Annotated in this window: 19 protein-coding genes; 15 read left to right on the top strand and 4 right to left on the bottom strand. The window is 54.4% G+C overall.

The window, feature by feature from the left end; genetic code table 11:
- Nucleotides 1-130 precede the first annotated feature (130 nt).
- From G9C83_RS11595 to G9C83_RS11575, 5 genes are all read left to right on the top strand, one after another.
- Entirely contained in the window at nucleotides 131-406 is a 276-nt protein-coding gene (locus tag G9C83_RS11595) for a hypothetical protein (RefSeq protein ID WP_167246299.1), read from the top strand.
- Nucleotides 407-708: 302 nt separating this feature from the next.
- Nucleotides 709-1590 (top strand): transcription initiation factor IIB family protein, encoded by an 882-nt coding sequence (locus tag G9C83_RS11590; protein ID WP_167246298.1) that lies wholly within the window; start codon nucleotides 709-711, stop codon nucleotides 1588-1590.
- A 6-nt stretch (nucleotides 1591-1596) separates the two neighbouring features.
- The gene (locus G9C83_RS11585; protein ID WP_167246297.1) at nucleotides 1597-2820 is read left to right on the top strand and encodes an HNH endonuclease; all 1224 of its coding nucleotides are present in this window, start codon (nucleotides 1597-1599) and stop codon (nucleotides 2818-2820) included.
- 403 nt (nucleotides 2821-3223) lie between these two features.
- On the top strand, nucleotides 3224-4261 hold the full coding sequence (locus G9C83_RS11580) for a hypothetical protein (protein WP_167246296.1): 1038 nt from the start codon (nucleotides 3224-3226) through the stop codon (nucleotides 4259-4261).
- Nucleotides 4261-5148 carry a hypothetical protein gene (locus tag G9C83_RS11575; protein ID WP_347877808.1) on the top strand — a complete coding sequence of 296 codons (888 nt, stop codon included), beginning with the start codon at nucleotides 4261-4263 and terminating at the stop codon, nucleotides 5146-5148. The genes G9C83_RS11580 and G9C83_RS11575 overlap by 1 nt, the downstream gene beginning before the upstream one ends.
- Before the next feature lie 163 nt (nucleotides 5149-5311).
- On the opposite strand, the gene G9C83_RS11570 is transcribed toward G9C83_RS11575, so the two are convergent.
- Nucleotides 5312-6391, bottom strand: a complete 1080-nt coding sequence (locus G9C83_RS11570) for an HNH endonuclease signature motif containing protein (protein ID WP_167246295.1) — start codon at nucleotides 6389-6391, stop codon at nucleotides 5312-5314.
- Nucleotides 6392-6590: 199 nt separating this feature from the next.
- Between G9C83_RS11570 and G9C83_RS11565 the strand changes: the two genes are divergently transcribed.
- Nucleotides 6591-6824, top strand: coding sequence for a helix-turn-helix domain-containing protein (locus G9C83_RS11565; protein WP_167246294.1), 234 nt, complete (start codon nucleotides 6591-6593; stop codon nucleotides 6822-6824).
- Nucleotides 6825-6837: 13 nt separating this feature from the next.
- Here G9C83_RS11565 and G9C83_RS11560 read toward each other — a convergent pair whose 3' ends face one another.
- Genes G9C83_RS11560 through G9C83_RS11550 form a run of 3 tightly spaced genes read right to left on the bottom strand, consistent with a single transcriptional unit; the run spans nucleotide 6838 to nucleotide 10467 of the window.
- Complete coding sequence (locus G9C83_RS11560; protein WP_167246293.1) at nucleotides 6838-7527, bottom strand: DUF6339 family protein; 690 nt, start codon at nucleotides 7525-7527, stop codon at nucleotides 6838-6840.
- 1 nt (nucleotide 7528) lies between these two features.
- The gene (locus tag G9C83_RS11555) at nucleotides 7529-8566 is read right to left on the bottom strand and encodes a hypothetical protein (protein ID WP_167246292.1); all 1038 of its coding nucleotides are present in this window, start codon (nucleotides 8564-8566) and stop codon (nucleotides 7529-7531) included.
- Between the two features lie 2 nt (nucleotides 8567-8568).
- Nucleotides 8569-10467 (bottom strand): hypothetical protein, encoded by a 1899-nt coding sequence (locus G9C83_RS11550; RefSeq protein WP_167246291.1) that lies wholly within the window; start codon nucleotides 10465-10467, stop codon nucleotides 8569-8571.
- Nucleotides 10468-10660: 193 nt separating this feature from the next.
- Between G9C83_RS11550 and G9C83_RS11545 the strand changes: the two genes are divergently transcribed.
- From G9C83_RS11545 to G9C83_RS11505, 9 genes are all read left to right on the top strand, one after another.
- Entirely contained in the window at nucleotides 10661-11776 is a 1116-nt protein-coding gene (locus G9C83_RS11545) for a DNA cytosine methyltransferase (protein WP_167246290.1), read from the top strand.
- 8 nt (nucleotides 11777-11784) lie between these two features.
- Nucleotides 11785-12408 carry a hypothetical protein gene (locus G9C83_RS11540; RefSeq protein ID WP_167246289.1) on the top strand — a complete coding sequence of 208 codons (624 nt, stop codon included), beginning with the start codon at nucleotides 11785-11787 and terminating at the stop codon, nucleotides 12406-12408.
- A 266-nt stretch (nucleotides 12409-12674) separates the two neighbouring features.
- Nucleotides 12675-14663 carry a hypothetical protein gene (locus G9C83_RS11535; RefSeq protein ID WP_167246288.1) on the top strand — a complete coding sequence of 663 codons (1989 nt, stop codon included), beginning with the start codon at nucleotides 12675-12677 and terminating at the stop codon, nucleotides 14661-14663.
- Nucleotides 14664-14668: 5 nt separating this feature from the next.
- Nucleotides 14669-15652 (top strand): hypothetical protein, encoded by a 984-nt coding sequence (locus G9C83_RS11530; RefSeq protein ID WP_167246287.1) that lies wholly within the window; start codon nucleotides 14669-14671, stop codon nucleotides 15650-15652.
- Entirely contained in the window at nucleotides 15649-16359 is a 711-nt protein-coding gene (locus tag G9C83_RS11525) for a DUF6339 family protein (protein ID WP_167246286.1), read from the top strand. The genes G9C83_RS11530 and G9C83_RS11525 overlap by 4 nt, the downstream gene beginning before the upstream one ends.
- 209 nt (nucleotides 16360-16568) lie before the next feature.
- On the top strand, nucleotides 16569-17342 hold the full coding sequence (locus G9C83_RS11520) for a hypothetical protein (RefSeq protein WP_167246285.1): 774 nt from the start codon (nucleotides 16569-16571) through the stop codon (nucleotides 17340-17342).
- 66 nt (nucleotides 17343-17408) lie between these two features.
- Nucleotides 17409-18935 (top strand): hypothetical protein, encoded by a 1527-nt coding sequence (locus tag G9C83_RS11515; protein WP_167246284.1) that lies wholly within the window; start codon nucleotides 17409-17411, stop codon nucleotides 18933-18935.
- A 138-nt stretch (nucleotides 18936-19073) separates the two neighbouring features.
- Nucleotides 19074-20963, top strand: a complete 1890-nt coding sequence (locus G9C83_RS11510) for a hypothetical protein (protein ID WP_167246283.1) — start codon at nucleotides 19074-19076, stop codon at nucleotides 20961-20963.
- Entirely contained in the window at nucleotides 20963-22033 is a 1071-nt protein-coding gene (locus tag G9C83_RS11505; protein WP_167246282.1) for a hypothetical protein, read from the top strand. Before G9C83_RS11510 ends, G9C83_RS11505 begins: the two co-directional genes overlap by 1 nt.
- The last annotated feature ends 6 nt before the right edge of the window (nucleotides 22034-22039 follow it).

Here is a 22039-nt window from a genome sequence, read left to right as displayed (position 1 = left end):
TCCCAAGGTGTTTCGTTTCACCGTGGAATTGGGCGAAACGCGAGTGAGTAGATGTGCATAGTCACCGCCGCGCCGAGTCCCATTCACCGTGACAAGGTTTAACACAACCTCAACAGTTGGTTTAGGGGCAATGCCAGAACCAGAACTACCGATGCTTCCAGACGGGACGACGCTTCGATGGCAGTACCTTGAGCAAGGCAAATACTCAGCGATAACGATTTTTGCGGAGGTACAAAATGGCCGAATTCAGTTCCAAGGTGAGCCCAGGAGCCCTTCTGGCGCGACACGTGATTTTGATAAACTCATTAGGGGAGACGATGGTTATGCATGGGACTATCCGTGGCAAGAGTGGGAATGGTATACGGGAGAGGAATGGGTCCCCATCAAGACACTCAGAGACGAGTGACTCCTTTCCGTACTAATCCGAAATAATATCGTTGAAGTAGATATTCTAAATAACCCTGTAGGTAGCTTGTCTGTATTTACCGTTAGAATCAGGTGTGTCAACCGTTCTATGACACTCTATAAGATTTAGCTAAAGAGCAAGGATCGACTAGACAGTTACCGAAGCTATCCCACACAACATCAGGTGAAACCCGGACGCTCAATGATTTCTCCCTGTGCTCTTCGTTCATCGATCCCAGTTACAGCAGAACAACTTCACTCCACGACAAGTTACTTACTACGTCTGTTCAAACTGATGGGTCAATGAGTCAGCGCGACTTCCGAGCAGGGGGAATTCGCTACGTTGCGAGCGAAATAGAACGTATGGGTGATAGCCTTGATCTCTCTGAATCCGTTATCAAGCAAGGACTCCGCATCTATCATCAAATCCTTGAGCAAGACATTGAATTTGCTCGACTCGACGATCTTAGTGCCCTCTGTGTGTACGCAACGGTGCGATTACACCAGGAAGAATGTGGGGCAACATTCAGAGAGGTCGCGGCCGAAGCTCGAATCAAAGATAGTCGCTTACAAACGGTGTCATCACGGATCCTGAGCGAAGCTGGCGTTCCATTACCACCACCACGCCCTGAAACGACGCTCAAAACGACAGCTGAAGAACTCGGTGTTAGTGATGAGATTGATATTCTTCTTGATATTGTGGACTCTCTAACCGGCCGGTTAGAGAATCTCGCTCCGACGACGATTGCTGCAAGTACAATCTTCGCAGGTCAATATCTCAGCGAGTGCTCCTACGACGTTACACAGAGTGAAGTATCAAACGTGGTTGGTCCGACCGAGGTGACGATTCGGAACGAGTACACAAAGATTCTCAAACAAGTATATCAGGAGACTGAATACACTATCGAAAAACACCGGTTTGAAGACACTGAACACGGGATTTCCGTCCTTAAAACCGAGTGTAGCCTTCCTCCAGGAGTCGTGACGGAGACAGAAGCGGTTCTGGAGGCTCATACAGAATTAGTCGCCGGAAACGGTAGTACGGAGGCCGGGGTATGCGCTGCCGTATTAGAAGCGAACCAGCGAGTGGATGATGGTCGTCCTGACTTGTCAGTTGACGATCTGACAGACGTAGTGCACGTGACTAATCGTACAATCAACGAATATCGGCGGACTTTGAGGTGAGCAAGTATGACAGAAGAATCTGTAGTGACAGCGGAGCGTTGCGAGACCATTCGGCGTGAATACTCCCAGCGAACCGGGTTCAATCCACTGGCGCAGCAGTTAGATATTGAGAAACAGGCGATCCGGCATCACCTCTACGGGGACTGCGGTCACGACGTCGCTATCGAACCAATCGACCCACCGGTCAGCCATCAATTAGACGCTGAGCAATGCCAAGAGCTCCGGAACCTGTTCGCCGACGGCGTCGAAACTGAAACACTAGAGCAACGGTTCGAGACCCGATGGCAGCCGATTGCTCGTCACCTAACCGGTGAGTGTTCACACGACATCGACGCTCCAACCGTGGAACGGGGCGAAATCCGTGACCGGGAACCGATTTCAAGAACCGACTGTGCAGTGCTCCGAGAGCGGTTCTTCGAAGACGAACAGCGAACTATGATAGATGTTGCGCGGGACGTCCGGTGGAGCTACGCGGCCGTCGTTCGACACCTCAATGGGAACTGTTCGCACGACATAACGACGAATGCTCGGACGATTGATGAACGAGGTGGGGATCTAACTAGAGAGGATTGCCAGAAAGCCCGGGAGATCTGGGCACGGGACCCAGAAATGACTCTTGAAAAGGTTGCTTCAAAGATGAAGCGTTCTGAGGCGACGATTGGACGGCACATCAAACGGACATGTTCCCATCCCGCAGACGACTTGTTGATTGATGAGATGCCGATATTCGACTCGATATTGGCGGATGGAGATGAACGGGCTGTCGATTCCCAGGCTGTGTTAGACGCAGCTGATGCCTCGAATCTAGACCCGGAAGAGGTCGTCACCGACGCTGCCACCCCGAATTCTGTAGAAACCACGGTGAGTCGGAAAGTCCGTAACACGACACTCGTCAAAGACCTAAAGAAAGCATATGAGTTCGAGTGCCAGGTTTGCGGTGATGTCCGGTATCGGGGGTCAAATCAACCCTACGCAGAAGGTCATCACATCCAGCCGCTAGGGGATCCACATACCGGACCAGACACACCGGGGAACATTCTCATTCTGTGTCCAAACCACCATGCAGACTTCGACTACGGAGTGATAGAAATCGACCCTGCAACTCACGAAATCCGACACGAGTACGACGAGACGGTTGACGGTAACACTCTGACCGTAGATGAGGAACACGACCTCAACCCCGAGAAATTAAGCTATCACCGACAACGCATCTCCAAAGTCACCCTCTGACCACGGGTACTATTCGTGACTTAGGTACGACTCGGTCCGATACACCTACTGTACTTGTGCTCGTCAAGAACTCCTGTGGCCGCAATAGACGACGGTCCATAGCCAGATGGCATTCAACCCCACGCTTGTCAGTTATTTCAGGTACCAGGGGCGAGATCACCGCGATCATCCGTTCTTAGTTGGGGTTCAACGGTAGCCAGGCACCACCACGGATTTATACGTTCCTTTCGGAGGTCAACAGAAGAAACCGCCAAGCGAGACCAACTCCACTTTCACCATGGATTGCTAATCATTAACACGACCAGGGGATAAGAGCCAAACAAGAGACGAGACCAAGGAAACGCAAATGTCAACTACTTCCATCCAGAGCCGCCGAGATCTCTTTGACGTCTTCCAACATACCATGGAAGGCACGTACGACGAGCTGTCGGAAGATCAAGAACTTCAACCCGGCCAAACGATGCTAAAGACGTTCTTGATAGAGTCCAACGTCTCACCGGCAGACCTCCGAGAACGAGTAGATATTACCCAAACACGCGAGGTGGACTTCAATCTCGAAGAACTCGTAATCCGTCGCAACGGTACTAACTATACGTTCTTCCTTGATCACGAGGACTCTCGATTCTGGACGTTGTACACACTAGAAGAATCAGAGGACGCAAAGAAAGTCGTCGCAGATATGGTCAGCGGCGTGCGGAATGGTCTGGACTACACATGGATGCCCGTTGAACAGCAGCGCGACGTCATGGAGATGGGCGAGTTCCGCGACGTGGGGGTCAGCTACGACGCCGACGACGTATTCTCCGAGGACTACATTGAAGACAGGCTAGCCTTCGGTGATTTGTCCGTCCGGAGTAGTGGCCGCGGTACCGGCACTCTATTCGACATCCTCGACAGCCACGAAGAACTCTCCAGTTTCCTCTCACTCTCTAGTGTAGGTATCAAGCGGGAAGTGAACGGTTCATTTGTCTTGGAGAGAGTTACCCACAACGGCCGCTTCACTACCAGCGGCGGCGACTCAATACAACTCCACCTTGACACCGTAGCTGAAATCAAGAACCGCTACTCGACACTCCTCCAACGTATCGAAGAGAACCACCGCCTCTCCTACGAGTCCCGAGACCACGGCACCGGGATGGACGGAACGCCGCTCGTCATCGAACTGGACAACGAGATTGAGAACGTCCGAGAGTTCATCGAGAACACGATCACGGCGAAGAACCCGCTCCGACTTTGGGGAGCGAAGACAAAATTGGACGATCAATACTGGAAGGTGAAGGGCATCGACCTCCACAATAACGACAAGTATACCATCGAGATTTGTCCTGAGTGGCTCCGACTCTACCTTGGGAATGAAGCGTGCGGGAACACCGCCCTCCGCATCTATTCAAACCTCCAACGACACTACGACTCAAACGCGACAATGGAGGTGCAGGAGTGATGGAGAACGTCTCTAACCACACCCTCCAAATCAACGCGTGGATCGGTCTGTGCCAACTGGACCGGACGTTTCCCGACTCCCTCCGAAACCTTGGCTACACCGTCGACATCATTGATCCCGACTTCGTCCACGAGGGAACCAAGGTCAACCCCGACCTGATTCTCACCAGCCGAGCCCACAACCACTCTATCGTCATCGACTGCAAGTCAAAGACGTTGGATGAAGAGCAAAACGAGAAGTACGAGGCCATTCATCACTCCCCAACCTTTCTGTTAACTCGGGGCGTCGTCTCGTCCGCCGAGTCAACTGAAGACTACGACGCTGAATTCGCCTACTCGTCGTTCGCCGACCTCTCCGTAAACCCGTTCCTCCCGGACAACGACTTCGCAGTCGTTCACTTCGACGAGGACGCCAACCAATACATCGTGCGAACCATCGAAGACTACGAATTCAACCTCGACGAACTCCAATCCACATTCCCCATTTTCACTGGGACACGCCGTCTACCTACAGAGTACTACCCATTCGATGTCGGCACCAACGAGGACGACTACCGCCAGTTCACAATCTCGATTCTTCAGTCCACCGTCCACGTCGCACTTGCTCAGGACACATTCGATGTCGACGATCTCCTTGAAGATGCTCACCCACTCTGGGTTGATCTCGACGCAAATCTGAAAAACGAACTTCGATCACACACAAAAACCATTCTCTCAGAGTACCAGCAACAGGGACTGGACGAACACATCCAGAAGATACAGGCCGGAAGCACGGATGAGTGGAAAGTCGTCTCAAAATCACTTCAGGCACTCCAGCGGAAAGTTGACGAATTCGTTGACGATGTCCAAACCAAGTTGGAACAGACCTCACTAGACGACTTCGAATAAACTCAAACTCCACTATTACTGTAAGAGTGTTAGAGCCGCAATGAGAGGCCGGACCGCTTTCAGGCTTGCCGTGCTCTGAACGCGAACCCGGGATAGCAGACCGAGGCAAGTGAACAACACTACACTCGTACAAAAAGATCTCAATTTCCGGCCCTACCTCTGGTTACAGCGCTTCGTCGGCCGCTTCCAACGCTTCAATCGCTGACTGAAGTTCTCGAAGCAACTCCTCAGTTAGGTTGGGTGACACGGCTTCAGTCTCTGGACAACCGGAGGCGGACTCATCATCTCCACTACCCGCCGCCAACCCTGATGGCCCAGTCGTCGTATCGCTGTTCCCCCACGTTTCCACGCGACCGAGATCCTCGCCAGCGACATCGTTGAGGCGCTGCTGCTCGTCGCCTGCGTCATCCTTTGGTGTATCACGCTCCACGTCACGTCCCTGATTGCGGGTCTCGCTTGTCGGGCGGCCACCGCGGCTGAACGCGTCGAGCGGGAAGTCGTACGCGTAAGCTCGCTTGATTTTGTTGAACGTTGAGCGCCGCGAGATTCCCAGGACGTCCATCACCGCGCGCCGTTCGCAGCCGCGGTCAAGCGCGCGCCGCACCTGCTCATCCTCCATCCGCTGCAACAGTAACTGCTGGTCATCCGGGATGTGACCGCGAGCAGAGTTCTCGATCTGATCCGTGAGTCCCCACTCACCGGTCTCGACGTCCTTATCGACGATCTGCCGGTCACGCGACTCAACACGATTGTCCAGCCCCATGAGAACCCAGAGTCGCTCCCGGACCGCAGACACAGACAGGTCAGCGGTCATCCCAGACGCGATGTCCCCTGTCCGCGTTGGCCCGTGCGATGCGAGGAATTGCAACACCTCAACGTCCTGCGGCAACAGGACGTTCCGATCCGCGTCCGTAATCGTCACCGGCGACTCACCCGGCGTCGCCTGTTGATGGAGCCAGCTGTGACACGGACGACACATCAACGTCAAGTTCTCCATCGCGTGCTCATCCATGTCATCAATGTGACGGTCAATATGGTGGACGTGTATCGTCGCCAACCCTCCTTCTTCCGGACCGCGCCGCCCACACGCTTGGCATCGGTGCTTGTACTCCTCCAATACCTCCTGACGCGTGTCTGGGTCCACGGTCTCGTTACACTCACAGAGTCCGGTGCGGTCAGACCCGCCACTGCCTGTTCGGTCACCGCTTGATTCGCCGTTCGATCGTGCTGTAGTTTCTGCCATACTTCGTTGTCGTATTGCTTGGTTCTTGCTTGACGCCCCGGGTGTCTCTAGCACCCGGGCATTTCTGATACCCAACACCCCTAAGGCCAGTCTCCACACCCATTATGAATACTCATAATGGTAAATGCCTTTCGGAGGCCTCATATTGGCCTTCGGTATACCGTTAGGACTAATCAGAGTGGCGTGGAAAGAGAAAACGATGCCCGACCGGGACGAAGAGACAGGAAGATACACTGGCGAATACTCCACCGAGGATTTCCTTAACGCGATTAATTTAGAGGGGGGGATGGCCGGTACGGGCGAGATCGCAGATCAAGTTGGTTGTGCTCATGACACCGCTTACAAGCGACTACAGAGGATGGAAAAAGACGGATTAGTTGCTTCTCAGAGGGTTGGAAACACACTGATATGGACAGTTGAAGATCGCAATTAAGGGTGGACGTAGTTTATCGAGACTCAGCGACGATCTGCCGAATCATCTCACGTGCCTCGTTCTCGGACAGGCCTTCAAGCTGTACGTTCGTCAGTGCATGGTTGAATCGTCGCGTCGTCTCGTCAATGACACGGGATGGTTCATCTGCGAGTTCGTCGCACATAGCTCGGACAGCGGGTCGGTAGCGCGCGAACCAGCGGTCAAACACCTTGTTGACCATCGTCTGATTGGCGAAGACCGCGTCAGTCGTCGAATAATCGTCGTCACGGGAAGTTAGCTCCGCAATCCACCAGAGACGGTGGATGGCGTTCGAGTACAAATCGGAACCTGCCCCGAGGAACTTCTCCCTCATCGCTTCCTCAGAGCGGTACTCCCAGCGGTGCCGGATGAGCTCTGGATACCGGACGACTGCTAGCCAGTGCCAGAGGCCCGGATCTCCAGCAGTTCGTCTCGTAATGTCGAGGCCCCGGTGAATCTCTTCAGCGAGTGCGCCATCAATAGCTGTGTCGTACTCCGGGTACTCCTGAACTACCTGCTGTACCGACGAATCAATCCTATCAAGGTCGGCAGTTGGGTGGCCCGGTATGGGTTCTATGTACTCGTCCAGCTGTTCGTCGGTGAGCGTCGCCTCGCCTTTCATGAACGACTGACCAACGAGGCGGCGTCCGTCTTCGGTCAGTCGGTGTAATTCTGTCTCGGTCACGTTAGATCTGGAGCCCCTCCTCCATGAGATGGATCAGCTGCTCTCGGGGGTTTATGTATTCCTGCAGTTCACTATCGATTCTCTGTATCACGTGGGGTAGAGTCTGTGGGTCAGAGAGATCATCCCTGAGACGGTGAGTCGCTTCGTCCACGTCACTAGTCTCGTAGAGGTTACGAGCAAACGTCTGGAGTACCATCTCTTGCCACTCGTGTTCAACATCGCCCTCTACATCTACGGCACTACCAGCCCGGACGATCAATTGCACCCACACACCGTAGCTCACCTGGTCAAGTATGACGTCACGCATCCGAGCCTCCGCCCCGACAGATCCTCTACTCTGTAGTACCTCGGCGATACGAGGGTGGTCGGAGTTAATCCACAGCTTGGGACGACTCTCGTTTCGGAAGTCGAGGTAGTAGAGCTTGTTCCCACCGGGGAGGTGATCGTTCTGTGAGAACCGTACTTGCTCACCATCAATGGCGGCTCGCTCTTCGTCATCAGGACGATCAACTACGACGTAGTACAGCGTCCCACTGGCGAGACGGAAGTTCTTTTGATCGGCGTAGTCGCTCGGCTGCCCCCCGGGATGAGATTCTGTGCGAACGAGATATGGACGTAGTTCGACAGTCCCTCGGACAGTGTTCTTCGGGACTTCTAGTACAACGTCGTATTCGCCGGGTGTCGTTGGAGACTCGGAGATGACAACCCGGTCACGATAGATCGTCTCGTGACAACGAATAGTGACGTAGAGCTTAGCCGGAGGTTGTGCCCGTTCCTCTTGTGGAAAGACTGCTTGAACCGTCTCCTCAGGCAGGCGTAGCTTTCCGTGAAGAGTGATGGTGTTCCAATTCGGTTCACCACTCCTGTCGGATGACGACACGGCTGAAGCGAGGTCAATCTCTGTTTGTGCCGGGTTCAGTTCAAGCTCTGTTTGACTCCCGTCGTCAACGGTGAACGAGTTCAGTTCGAAGTCTACTCCCTTCTCACGGTAGCTGAACGGAAGTGTCGTAGTACGGTGTCGTTGCGAGTGTCTGGTCACTCTTAATCCTCCTCGGGCGTCTGTAACTCTGCGAGTATCTCTAGTTGGGTCGCGCCGACGTCGCCGTGTACTAAGTCAGCGGCTTCATCGGGATGCGAACGACCAGAGAACGAGACTTCATAGACGTGTTCGTCGGCGACGAGGTGAGCAGACCCGTCGTCGTACGACACGGTTACACCGGATTGTTCGACCTCAACGTCGTTGATAGGAATGTCGTCGTATCGGGATCCGTCCTCCCCAACACCCGTGAGTGAGATGTCGGCACTCCACCCCTCAAACTCTTCAGGGAGTACTTTAATTCGACCAGAGATAGTCCATGCATCGCCATCGAAGCGAGATGAGCTGTCGATCTCGAAGACAGGCTCTGCGGGCGACGTCGTAGATCGGGGATTCCCACTCCCGTGGATCGGGAACCGGTTCAGAACATTATCGGAGAGAGAATCGGTGTTTCCTCCCTTCGATATCAGATGACGGAGGCCGTCACGTAGCGTTCCGAACATGTTGTCAAGTGCCGTGCGGAAGCCACGTTGATACTGTTCACGGAGGTTCTCGGTGGACTCCCACTCGTCGTGTTCTGGTGGTTCGGAAAATCGCAGGAATCGGTCAATCTCTCGGTCACTCTTGGACGGAGTTCCTTCCGGCCGTGCTTCGCCAGCAGCCAGCACGCCGAAGAAGTTTCGATCACCGTAGGCGACACGGCTCTGGTCGTAGTACTTGACCACCATCCCCGCTCCACGGAACAGTGCAACGCTATTCAGATACGCATCGTCGTCTGCAGGGGACGCGAGGCGAGCCGACAACCGTACTGAGCCGTCGGGAGTCTCGGACCCATCGGCACGAGGGGGGATCTCTACCGGAATGTCGAGTCCAGCAACGTCCCCAGGGTCTGCCAACGTCTGAGCGTCCGTCGTTCTCTCGTCGTACGCCTCAACGAACGGACGGATCGCTGGGACGCTCTCTACGTCAGCTGTCAGTGTCTCGTCTGGCGTTTCGACCGTAATATCGAGATCGCCTCGATAGATCGCTGGCCAGAAGTACTTGACAGATGCTTCAACAAACTCCTGTGCGAGGTCTTCAACGTCCGGTCGCTCGTCCCGGGTCGGGTCCTGGAACTCGACGACCATAGCGCTCGTTCCGCTAACAGTGGGCCGTTCCACGTGCAGCTGTTCCGCCAGCCGCGACGCACGCTCCCCCCAGAATGAGTCCGGACGTGGCCCTTCATCCGTTTCGATTGGCTGGCAGAGCCACCCCGCACCTTGGTACGTCGTATCGTCTCCCTGGAGTTGGTGGGTAGGGAACTTAGAACGGCCGATGAGTCGCGGAGACTCGCCCTCACGCTCACCGTGTGCGAGGTGTGAGTTAAAGACGACCGTTGAAGCACCCGAAAACGTCCAGAGAACCGACTTGCCGAGGCCGTACGAGCCACCGGCGGTGTCGTCTTGCTTGCTACTGTAGAGTTCGTCCCGGACTAGGGCGGCGTAGTTTGAGTCTTCGTCCCAATTTCCGGTCAAGCCGGTTGTGTTTCTATCTTCGACGATGAGGAGGCGGAGCTCGGCGTCGGAGTCGTTAACTCGTTCAACGACCCGCTCGTAGCGGTGACCATTGTGTGTGTCTGCGACCGCTTGCATCCGTTCCCCGAGCCCGTCATCCCAGCCCAATCCATTGAGGAACTCCTCTTTCTCGTCTCCCGTGAGCGTGACGAAACGGAACGTTACTTCGACTGGATCGTCGTTTGAAAGGGCCTGATCGTTCGCGTTTTGGAGAACCTCACGGACAAACGCCTCGGAGTCGTGGTCAACGGCGTGTTTGGTTGGGTCATCGCCGTAGCGTGGCGCTCCTGGCCCACCACTGAAGAAGAACCAATTGACCGCTTCGTTGATTTGTATTTGCTCCTGGTCCATGTGAGAAACCGGTATATTCGTACCGGACTATGACCATCCAGTTAGTATTATTGTTACGCGTCGATGGACGCGGGCAGTCAGAACAGACAGAGGCTCTAATCGGAGGACGTCGTGTCACCCTTAATGGGACACCAGATAGCCAGGACGCCATAGTTGCCGAACGCTTATGTGACGATACGCGGGAAAGAGTATTATGAAGGTAGCCGCAGTGGATCTGTTCTGCGGGGCCGGTGGGCTCAGTTATGGGCTCCAGGAGTCCGGTATCTCGGTCGTTGCAGGGATTGACCACGACCCAGACTGTAAGTACCCGTACGAACAGAATATCGACGGTGAATACGTCAGAGCAGACATCAGTTCGCTAGCACAGGATCCCGAACCAATCGCACAGATGTACCCGTGGGATGCGGATCTGAAGGTCCTCGCGGCGTGTGCGCCTTGTCAACCGTACTCAACGATGGGGCACTCAAAGGGGAAAGGCCACGAGGATCATCAAAAGTGGGGGCTGCTGAACGAGGTATCCCGGATCGCAAAGTACGTTGAACCGGATGTAGTGGTCACCGAGAACGTACTCCAGGTAAAACAAGAAGACGGTGTCTACGATTCGTTCGTCAATAGCCTGGAATCCCAAGGCTACCACGTCAACAGTGACGAAAACAAGAATGTCTACTGTCCCGAATACGGAATCCCCCAGAAGCGGAAGCGGTGGGTGGTCATGGCGTCCAAACAGAGCCCCCTCTCTTTACCCGAACCCCCCATTCAGAACGAAGACAACTACCCCACGGTCAAAGACACAATTGATCACTTGCCACCAATCGAAGCAGGCGAAGTCAGTGAGGTGAACGACTTGCATAGGGCACGCTCACTCTCGGAAAAGAATCTGGAGCGTATCGATAATATGGAACCAGGCGGAGATTGGACTCTCTGGGAGGAGGAGGACCTCAACCACCTCCTCGCGGACTGTCACCGGAAGGCGAGTGGACGCTCGTACAAAGCTCCCTACAGCCGGATGCGGCCCGACGAACCCTCCCCGACGATCACGACACAGTTCTATAACTACGGCAGTGGCCGCTTCGGACATTACGATGTAGACCAGAATAGAGCTCTCTCGCTCCTCGAGGGAGCACTGCTTCAGACATTCCCGGAAGACTACGACTTCTACGAGGAGTGGGAGGACGTCGGCGTGTCGAATCTTGGCCGGTTGATCGGTAACGCAGTCCCCCCAAAGCTAGGTGAGTACATGGGGCAAGCAATCCTCTCCCACGTCGGTGCAGCAGCACCGTCTGTTGAGTCCACCGTCGCCGACGACTGAGAGACATTATGCCGTCTGAGGAGGAGTGCCAGTTCAGGGCAGACCTGATCGAATGGGGGACAGAGAACCGACGCGAGTACCCATGGCGGGAACCAGATCGAACACTGTACGAGGTGTTCGTAGCGGAGTTCTTCCTGACTCAGACACCGGCTGACAACGTTGAAGCGGTCTACCCAAGATTCCTGGAACAGTTCCCGACGCTGGACGAGATTGAGGAGGCCAGTGAGGAGGAACTCGTCGAGGCTATTGAGCCTCTCGGATTCCAAAACATGCGCGCAGGGGCGCTGAAGCAGATCGCCTCGACACATGACCACCTCCCCACTGACCCTGATTCGTTGATGGATCTCCCGCGAGTCGGCCACTACGTGGCGAACGCTACGTTGTGCTTCGCCCGTGGTGACCAGTTGCCGGTGCTTGACAGGAACGTAGAGAGAGTGTACAGTCGGGTATTTCGAGACACATGGCCCGAGACAGAATCGGATCAGCTGGCTTTCACGCAGAGATTTGTTCCTGGCCAGGCCCGGGCGTACAATCTCGCTCTGCTCGATTTCGGTGCGCTGGTCTGCCAGAATGAACCGCTGTGTGAGCAGTGTTTCGCCAACGACTACTGTGTCTACTTCCGAGAACGGTAAAACGTGAGTAGTACCCCAAAGTCGGAGGCAACAAATCTTGAGGTAGCGTGTTTCTCTAGCCTGCTTTGCTTGGTAAGAGCAATGGAGTAGAATGTGTTGCATTCCAGAGAACCCCTTCAAATCGGAGGTCGCCACCTGCTGATGGACGATTTAACACTTCAAACCAGCAGATTCTCTATCGTTTCAAGATTCGGAGGTCGTTTGGACGAGTAGGCCTATTTTCACCATCACATATTCATAGTCACCCGTGAAATAGCATCTCACTAATGGTTGATCCTGTCTGGAAATTCCCAGAGCAGAAGTCGGGGATAACAGAATATCACAAAAACCCTACCGAGAGTGCTTTGGATAGCACTCTTGAAACGTTTGTTCGTGAAGTTCTTCAAAACGCAAATGACCAAGGCGTCTCCGAGGAAGAACCTGTAAAGGTAACTTTCGATTTTACCACACTCACAGGAAGCGACCTTGAGGACTTTTTAGAGACGCTCTTATGGAATTGGCACGGTGGGAGCCCAGAAGATCTCCGCTGGCATATAGAACGCGCAATCGAAAACGATCAGGCCCGTGACCCAGGCCTCAAGCGGTTTCTTAATCATTTTGACGGCGACAGCCTCACCGTCCTCACCATTCACGACGAGCATACGACCGGTCTCCGGGGTACTGAAACAGACACAAAGCAGACCTACGCTTCACTTGTCAAAGACTTCGGCAGTACGAACAAACCGGGATCCAGTTCGGGTGGGAGCAAGGGACTCGGCAAGACAGTACTCTGGGCTTTCTCAGGCCTCTCCACAGTCCTGTTCAATTCGAATCCAGATTCACTCCCCTCTGACGGTGGTAGTGAACCGCCACGACTCGTCGGACGTACAATTGTCCCAGCACACACTGACGAAGCGGAAACGACGCATTTCACGAACCACGGCTGGTACGGTCGAAACGACCCCGACCGCATTGACGACATCGGCCGTCCAGCGTCGCTCTGGGGAGACCTCGACGACGCGGACGAACTCGCAGACACGCTCTCGGTAAGCCGACCAAACAACAACTACGGAACAAGCATCGGCGTTGTCGGTTTCCGCATTCCAGGAGGATCCGATCCCGAGATGGACGAGCTAGCTGCCTCTTTCCGCCATGCGTCAGTGAAATATTTCTGGCCAGCAATGGTGCGAGACGAACTGGAAGTTCACGTTAAGACTCCAGATGGGACCCAAACGGAGGCGACACTTGACGATGCCCCCGGAGTCAAGCCGTACGTCAAGTGCTATAGCGACTACTTCGATATCAGCGAAACGGAACTGAGTGGGGCCGGTAGCTTTGCGAAACGAGAAGTACCAATCGAAATCCCACGCGAAGACCCAGAAACGATAGACGAGGACCCACACGACGGCTACCAAACTGCCGTTGACCTCATCGTACGTCACCTCACCCCAGCGGACCGGGCTGATTTCGATGCTGACGATGACGACGAACTGGTAATCAACCATGTGGCGCGACTCCGCGGGGCCCAGATGATCGTTGATTACGTCGATATGTCTCGGGCAGCCAACCGCGGCAAAGACTTCGCTTCGGTCATGGTTGCCGGCGAAGCACAGACGCGGCCTGGCGAGGACGTCACGGATGCAGAAGCAGCTCTCGAAGACTTCCTTAAGAGATCCGAGCCCACACAACACGACGACTGGGTCGGCTCCAACAACGACTATCTTGACGAACACTACATCGGGACCATCACGGCTGAAATTAACGCGTTAAAGGGTGAACGACTGGAAGCAGAGATCCACGACGTTGTTCAGGAGGATGTCAATTCTGGTGACGAAGTGCCAGGGATGGACGAGATCGTCCCGATTATGGACGGCCGATTTTCCGATAACGACGAGGGCCCTGCCCTCAGCTGGGAAACCCGACCCGACGTCTGGATTGACGACGAAAGGTGGCAATTCTACGCTAAAGGTGGTCCCCGCGATTCAGGCCATGGTGACTGGACACTCACCGTTGAACTCGTAAGACTCGACAGTCAAGAACATGAGAGCGAGTCAATCCCGATAGATGACTTTGAAGTCGTGGAAGGAGACGCCGATACCTCAATTGATGCCGACGGAGTCGCCCATCTTGAAGCCGATGGAACGGCTGACCGTGTCGCATTCCAGGGGGACTCTATTGAGCTAGATGGACTCTCCCGGGACCCAGAGGAACTCTTTGACGTCGGCGAAGCCACTCAAACTAAGATTAAAATCAGTGCCGAAATCATGGAGGAATAACTCGAATGACACCCGACATCCAACGTGCGTCCGCTAACGCCGACGAGCTCCCTTATCGCTACCGGGAAGACGCGATAGATCTCCAGATTAGCGAATACTGCGTTGATGAAACTGAACCTTCGGAGCCCGAAACAGACGAAACCACCCTACCACTCTTTCGTTACCAGCCGTGGGATCGGGCAGAACTCTCGCTGTCGCTGTCAATCTCTGACCGAGATTTGGACCACGTTTGTGAGGGCTCCCCTCCTTACGATGCTAAGCTGATTGTCGTCGTTGAATCGAAATCGACACACCTGCGGTACGAAGTGGCCATCGAGGACGAGCCACTAACTACTGGAACGTATACAAAAACCATTGATCTGGAGGCCAATCTCTTTCGTGACACCGTGACGCTGACTCCGCGAATCGTTACGACGGATGATGTATCCAGTGGGCTCCCGTTCGCTCCGAAAGGAGGTATGCGTATCGCAGGTGGTGACGCTTGGAAAGTCCAGATAGATGAACCCGAACAGAGTGGCACTGGCTTCCCGTTTCGGTATAGGGACTTCTCCGACGGCGACTATCCAGAGGATGCGGTCCACTTGCTCAAGAGCAACCCACGAGAACCTGCAGTCCTCGTCAACACTCTCAACCAGCCGATAGTGGACATATTGGAAACCGAGACGTTCTACAGCTTTGACGCATATTTAAAGAACGTCATCAAGGCGGAGTTAGGTACGTCAACTTGGATACAGCTCGTCATTCATACAGCAACGACGGTCGCCGAATCCGACGAACCACAGTATGATTGGCAGGAAGGCCTGATTGAGGAGATCGGCCCGTATCTCTATGAGGGTGCATCGTACGATGAGGTAGTTGAGAGTCTCGGTGAGGCTGTGTCCGAACCTGATGAACTTCGGAGCTTCATCCGTGAGCTCAACGTCGCCGTACAACTGTATCTTGACCAAGCCTCACAACTCAACGACTTCATTGACGACTTCAGACCATGACTGATATTCCACGACTCACCGATGCTGGCCGGGATATGGTAGAGGAGCACGATGAGTTCACCTCCCGGGAGGAGGTACTCTCGCTGAGGGATGACTTAGAGGGGTATGTTGAATACGACTCGGTCCCCGAGGCTAGTATTGATTTAGTTGCGCTGGAGGAGGTAATTGAACGCGCCACGACCATCTTTGATCCAGATATCGATACACAGCGGTCGGCGATGGATTCGGTACTTTCCCCACTCGTTCATCAGTATTACGAGATTCCCCCACGTGTCGCGGGTCAAATCGGCGTCTGGCAATACCTCGCACTCATCGAATTCCCGGACTATGTTGTGACCCGTTGGCTCGGACACGGTGATCTGAAAGAGAAGCTCCTTGGGGAACAGGGCGACCTCTATTCGAACCAAATGGCTCGTCTGTGGTGGGGTGCCCACCTAACCTACAACCGGGAGGCAGAGCATTACTACGGCACCCATAAAATGTTTAATAAACAACGGATTGCTAATTATGTACTGGACAGCGAATTCAACCGTTGTCGGGCCGCTGTGCTCGCCTTCGTCAGCAAGCTTCACTCGGAATCTGGAACAACCATTAGCGATGTTGGACGGAGGTTTAACCAATCGCTCTCAACGTACCAAATGGACTCTCGAAGTCGCCAGAATTTCGAAGACCAACTGGACAGAATTCTTGATTACGTCTCCGAATAGGTCTACTGAATATCATCACTTTACTTGGTTTCTCAATAAAGATGCGTGAATGGACCTATACTGAAGTATCGTTTTAGATGGAGAGTTTAAACTGAGTCGTCGTCTATGCATATGATAGTGACACTCTACGCGCACTCTACACCGGTGTTCTCTTCAGGGGATTCTTTTAGCGGCCCCGAGAGCGCTGGACAGGAGATAGGTGACCCCGTATGACCTCAAACGGAGACACCACACGTGGAGAACCACTCATCCTCCACTGCTTCGCAGACTATGGGACGGAATCAGAGGTCCTCAGTGACTTCGGGAACGTGGTACGTATCGGAATCAATCCCAAGGACACGAACGAAAGTACGCCGATTAAAGCAGACGCCCACATAGAGGACAAGGACTGGGACCTCCCACTTAAGGACGACATCAAGTTTGACCTTGGACTGTTCCATCCTGTCTGCTCACGTTGGGCTGCAACGACAAGCATCTCGGGGGATCCCGAGGAGCACGAGAACATGATCCCGAGTGCACGGATACTCGCGGAGAAATACTGTGATCACTACATTATTGAGAACGTCCCGCGCGCACCGCTTAACGACCCCGTCGTTCTGAACGGACGGATGTTCGGGATGCCAATTGAGTACAAGCGCGCTTTCGAGACCTCGTTTGAGGTTCCACAACCTCCTCGATTGAAGCAGCTCCTGACGACAGGTGGCCCGTCTGAGAAAGCTGAGACCTCCTCGTTCTTCTTCTCCGAGCGGTCCAAAGAGTGGTGGGCGGCAGTGAAAAACTACTCACCAAATCCGTATCCAAAGAGCCATTTGGCGAAGAACGCGATTCCAGCACCGTTCATCTATTACTTGGTCCGGCTCTGGTTGATGGTGTATGAGAACGAACAAGGAATCTCGGAGGGGCGTGTGGATTACTCCGACTACGATGAGGAGATGGATGTCAAACGTAAAAAGGAAGACAACCACCATTTAGACGAGTTCTGATGTGATACAAAGCAGACATCCGATACGGACAAGTGGGCCACGGGATTCGGTGAGAGGTACAGTCTGATGGACGAGAACGTGTGTCATGTATTTCTAGATCCAGATTCGAACTCGTCCTACGTTGGGGACCCATTCGTCGGTGTGCCTGTCTCCCAGGACATCGTTGAGGCTGTCGCTACCCAGTATCACATGGAGGCAGATTCACTGGCCAGAGCCCTCCGAGAAGTGCGTAGTACGTCTGTGATTAACGTTGAGACTCTATTCACGAGCTTTGATCCCCTTCCCGTTTCACAAAGTGACGATGGCCTATTGTACGTGCTAGCTGAAGCCGACGAGTGCTGGGACACTGTGGCCGATCGAATCGGACTCACAGACGATGGTCGAGACGCCGTAGCGACGGCCCATAACCGACAGGTCAGAATGGTGGTTGGAGACGATAGGATACGAGACAGTGGTGGATTCGTCGTCCCGTGTTCGGAGTTCCCCACAGCAGCTATTGACGATATTGCAGCGGTGGTGGACAAGACCCGACTAACGAACCGACAGGCGACGATGTGGATCCTCTCACAGTACGTCCCTAATAGTGACGCGATCGCCCAGATACTCTCAGTCCCCGAGTCCATCGTTCAGTCGGAGCTTGCCACGGTTGACCAGGCTACACGCCGGAGTGCGGCGGAGACACGAACTCTGGACGTTCCTGGACCACTCACTCGTCTTGAACCGGATCCTCAGGACTCCACTTGGATGGGGCTTGATTGGTCAAGATGGTTTGACCTCCGAGACTGGAAAACGCTCCGTAAAGAGCTCCCCCGCCGTCCAGGGCTCTACCGAGTTCGACACACAGAACTCCCGGGGTTGATGTATGTAGGGGAGTCGGGAGCGGAGGGAGGCGTTCGACAGCGAGTGGGGCTTGGTCTATCAGCCGGGGTGGCCACCTCGGATCAACAGACCGGGGACAAACACGGTGCTGCTCGTCCCCTTCAGCGAATTACTGAGACTGCAGGGGGTAAGATGGAAGTTTCTGTCACGACACCCCCGATATCGTCCAATCGGAGACATCGCCGTGCTATTGAGGCGACTTTAGTGGCGATCTGTCGTCGAGAGATTGGCTGGACTCCCATGGTCCAACTGAACCGAGAGCCTGCCGAGCACGTGAACGGCTCCGATAGTGAGTCGCTTCGAGAGCTAAGGGATATTGCAGAACAGTTCTCGTATACCGTACCGTTGTGGCAGCCCTGGCGTAACGTAACCTCCCAGCAATGGTTGGGGCTGAACTGGTCGAAGAGCCGCCCCCTCTCTGAGCGCGACATGATCGATAGTAGCGGAGTTCATGCGTTCCGGGTGTGGCGAGAGTACGAGACAGAAGATCCCTGGGGCCAAACAGTCCAAGAAATGGGTACAACCGGATCGATATCTAGTCGCCTGTTCAAATTGCAGAACGAGTATTACGGGGACTTGCGTTTCTCGGTCGTCGCTCTTGACAGGCTAAGCTCTGACACCCTACGTCGGTCACGTGAGCTTAGTGAAGTCCGTCAGGACCTCATCGGCGCACACTACCTGGCCACCGGTACTCCCCCAGAGGGACAATTCTGATCTCAATCGGAGGACTACACCGACAATACATCGCACAAATTTATGTCGACAGGGGATAGACCTGCCAATTATGAAGGGTATCGCACACTTCTCCGATACGTCCGCGTTTACCTCCGCTAGTGCCGGTGGGGTATTACAATGAGCGGTCAGTGGGGATTCACGACATCTCGGCCGACTGATGCTCGATACGGTGACGACGTCGCAAAATACGCGATGTCGCACGGTGAACCAGGACTGAAGACCTTTGTTCGAGAAGTACTCCAGAACTCGAATGACGCACGGTTGGACAACGATCAACCGGCAAGGGTTACGTTCAAATTGGAATCCTTAGAGGGTGAGGAGGCGATTGAGTATCTTAGAGCACTCGATATCGAGACGTGGTCCGAGCACGCTAACTTAGCAACAGACACGGAGAGCGGGAAGCATATCGCTGAGGCGATTGAACGCATCAATGACGAGGAGAAGATTCGTGTACTAACTATTGAGGACGAGAATACGGAAGGCCTCCTCGGTGAAGAGAATGCCGACGAATCGAACTTCACTGCTCTGGTGCGAGACGTTCTATTCAGTAGCAAGTCGGGGGATACCGCAGGGGGGAGTTATGGTCTGGGGAAGGCCGTCCTGTGGCTTTACTCGGGCCTGTCACTCGTCATGTTTAACTCGACACTTAGCGAGCCAAATCCCAAAGATCAGTCCCCACGACTGATAGGTCGAACGCGGTTGCCAACGCACAAATCGGAGCACGGCGATACTGTCTACCAAGGTCACGGTTGGTACGGTGGTTTGAACGGCGATGAGGAGGGATCTAGGCCGGAGTCTGTTTGGGGAGAAGAAGCCGAATCAATAGCGGACGACCTAGAGTTGAGCCGCCCGGACGCACCGGGAACAAGCATTCAAGTTGTGGACTTCCGCGTACCTACCGCGGAAGAGAGACAGGACGATGAGGAGTTAGCAGACCAGATCACCGAGATGGCAATCGAATGGTTCTGGCCCGCGATTTATCGTGGTGATCTAGAGGTTGCAGTTGAAGTGGAAGGTGAAACCAAGCAAGCGAGCATCGACGAATATCCCCAATACGAGCCCTTCACGAGCTGCCTAGACGACCGTGACGACTCGGTCAGCGAGTTGGACGAACCCGAAGATGTCGCGCAGACAGCCATATCACTTGACGTTCCCGAGAAGAGCGACGGTAGTGGCGGTGCAGATGGTCAATTGGACTTGCTGGTTCGACGTGCAGATACGGGGGAGTATCAGCACCGGAACGAGGTGGCGTTCGTCCGAGGGGCGGGAATGGTCGTCGAGTACTACGACCGCGACCGGGTCGTCGTCGGGAATCAGGACTTCCACGCCGTCCTCCTTGGTGGGCGTGCCCGGCCGTGGGGGACTGACGAGACTCCGCAAGACGTAGACACCGTCGTAGAGGAATTCTTGACAGCTGCGGAGCCACCTCAGCACGACGAGTGGGTGCGAACGGAGACACTGGCGAACTCCTACTCTCGGGGGTTCCGAACCGCAGTAGAGGGCATCAAGTCTGACGTGACTGAGACGTTACGTGGACTCGTCGCGCCCGACGTTGATCGAGGCACGACCGGACCTCAGCGTCTGGGGAACCGATTCAAGATCGGAAATAAGTCACGAGGGGGTCGTTCTGATCGTGAGTCGCCGAGTAGTCAGCGTGTTACTGGAAGCACTAACATCTCGTTCGACGAAGTGTACACACACTGGTCGTTCGACGGCGAGGTGGAGCCTTTGAACGACGGCAACGAGATACGATCAGTCACTGTCTCACTGATTCGGATGGCAGAGGAAAGAGCGACGTCGGACCGCCTTCCCGTACAAAACATCTCATCAGATACGGCTGGTGTCTCAATATCGCTGCCAGAACAGAAGGGCGTTCAAGTAGGACGGCTGAAGCCTGCTCCTGGTACATCAAAGGTCTCCTTTGAAGGCGTGTCGACAGAAGATTACAGACAAGTCGAGACCAGAATGAAAGTGTCAGTTGACGTGGCAGAACGGAGGGAAGAGTAATGGCCACTGTCAATGAAGGTGTTGAAGGCACAGAACCGGACGAAGGAGGAGAAGAAGACGTCCAGACAGGTAGTTTAGTCAGCCAGTCTCTCCCACACGAGTACCAAGAAGAGACACTCGAATTTGAGGTTGAGTCGTTCCGTTTAGATGGAACCGCTCTTGGTGATAGGGGAGACCTTGACCAGGACGAACAGTTTTTGTCGCTGGTGGACGAGGGGGGTTGGGAGGCTCTAGAGTTGGAAGGCACGGTTACTGTCAATCAAGATGATGTAGAGGAGGTCTTCCCGTTTAACGAGTGGGAAGAGACGCCGGGTCGCCTCGCACTAGTGAAGGAGAACCCCCTCGCAATGAGTCGAGACCGGCAGATACTCGCCGACCAACCTTTGGATGGCGGAACCTACGAATTCACTCTGAGCATCAACCGTGACGATCACCGTGGACGAGTAAGAATCAAGCCGTTCCTCACCAGAACCAAGAAAGGCGGCTCTGATGGGTCGAAACACGCGTCCAAAGTGGGTGCACGTGTTGCTGACGGGCTCTCATGGGTAGTTCGACTTGACGAGAGGGATGACGGTGGAAGTCTTCTCATGCCGATTATAGAGGATTTCAGCGATTACGATAGCTTCCCCGACGAGAACCACATCCACTATCTTAGTTTGGAAGCACCTCGGAACCCGCAACTGTACCTGAACAAAGAACATCCACAGGTAGTTGAAGTTCTGAACAACACAGGTGCCACGGGTGGGCCACCACGGCTACGCGACGTGCTCTATGACTATATCGAGCACTCCGTCTGGACGCAGCTCTTGATGCAAACAGCACGCGACACAAGCCCCGACACCGGTGAACCAGAGTACGGCTGGCAGGAAGACGTACTCAACATCTTCATGGACGATTTGTATCCGGGTCTCGGGGACGAAGAGGCAGCGATTCAACTTGCCGAAGACGTCAGGAGTCACGTTGATGTCCCTGACCTCGTCCAGCGAATCGAACGAACGGTACATCAGCAGTACAACATCCCGTCAGACACGACGAATCTAATCGAGGAGGCGATTCAAAGTGACGACTGAGCTTTA

This window comes from Halobacterium sp. R2-5 (assembly GCF_011734195.1).
GTDB lineage: Archaea > Halobacteriota > Halobacteria > Halobacteriales > Halobacteriaceae > Halobacterium.
The sequence above is the reverse complement of the archived record's forward strand: the minus strand, read 5'-3'. Positions and strand labels throughout refer to the sequence as shown.

Excerpts from the sequence above, each read along its gene's own strand:
- G9C83_RS11595 (WP_167246299.1), top strand. The coding sequence starts at position 131 with ATGCCAGAACCAGAACTACCGATGCTTCCAGACGGGACGACGCTTCGA.
- G9C83_RS11590 (WP_167246298.1), top strand. The coding sequence starts at position 709 with ATGAGTCAGCGCGACTTCCGAGCAGGGGGAATTCGCTACGTTGCGAGC.
- G9C83_RS11585 (WP_167246297.1), top strand. The coding sequence starts at position 1,597 with ATGACAGAAGAATCTGTAGTGACAGCGGAGCGTTGCGAGACCATTCGG.
- G9C83_RS11580 (WP_167246296.1), top strand. The coding sequence starts at position 3,224 with ATGGAAGGCACGTACGACGAGCTGTCGGAAGATCAAGAACTTCAACCC.
- G9C83_RS11575 (WP_347877808.1), top strand. The coding sequence starts at position 4,261 with ATGGAGAACGTCTCTAACCACACCCTCCAAATCAACGCGTGGATCGGT.
- G9C83_RS11570 (WP_167246295.1), bottom strand. The coding sequence starts at position 6,391 with ATGGCAGAAACTACAGCACGATCGAACGGCGAATCAAGCGGTGACCGA.
- G9C83_RS11565 (WP_167246294.1), top strand. The coding sequence starts at position 6,591 with ATGCCCGACCGGGACGAAGAGACAGGAAGATACACTGGCGAATACTCC.
- G9C83_RS11550 (WP_167246291.1), bottom strand. The coding sequence starts at position 10,467 with ATGGACCAGGAGCAAATACAAATCAACGAAGCGGTCAATTGGTTCTTC.
- G9C83_RS11545 (WP_167246290.1), top strand. The coding sequence starts at position 10,661 with ATGAAGGTAGCCGCAGTGGATCTGTTCTGCGGGGCCGGTGGGCTCAGT.
- G9C83_RS11540 (WP_167246289.1), top strand. The coding sequence starts at position 11,785 with ATGCCGTCTGAGGAGGAGTGCCAGTTCAGGGCAGACCTGATCGAATGG.
- G9C83_RS11535 (WP_167246288.1), top strand. The coding sequence starts at position 12,675 with ATGGTTGATCCTGTCTGGAAATTCCCAGAGCAGAAGTCGGGGATAACA.
- G9C83_RS11530 (WP_167246287.1), top strand. The coding sequence starts at position 14,669 with ATGACACCCGACATCCAACGTGCGTCCGCTAACGCCGACGAGCTCCCT.
- G9C83_RS11525 (WP_167246286.1), top strand. The coding sequence starts at position 15,649 with ATGACTGATATTCCACGACTCACCGATGCTGGCCGGGATATGGTAGAG.
- G9C83_RS11520 (WP_167246285.1), top strand. The coding sequence starts at position 16,569 with ATGACCTCAAACGGAGACACCACACGTGGAGAACCACTCATCCTCCAC.
- G9C83_RS11515 (WP_167246284.1), top strand. The coding sequence starts at position 17,409 with ATGGACGAGAACGTGTGTCATGTATTTCTAGATCCAGATTCGAACTCG.
- G9C83_RS11510 (WP_167246283.1), top strand. The coding sequence starts at position 19,074 with ATGAGCGGTCAGTGGGGATTCACGACATCTCGGCCGACTGATGCTCGA.
- G9C83_RS11505 (WP_167246282.1), top strand. The coding sequence starts at position 20,963 with ATGGCCACTGTCAATGAAGGTGTTGAAGGCACAGAACCGGACGAAGGA.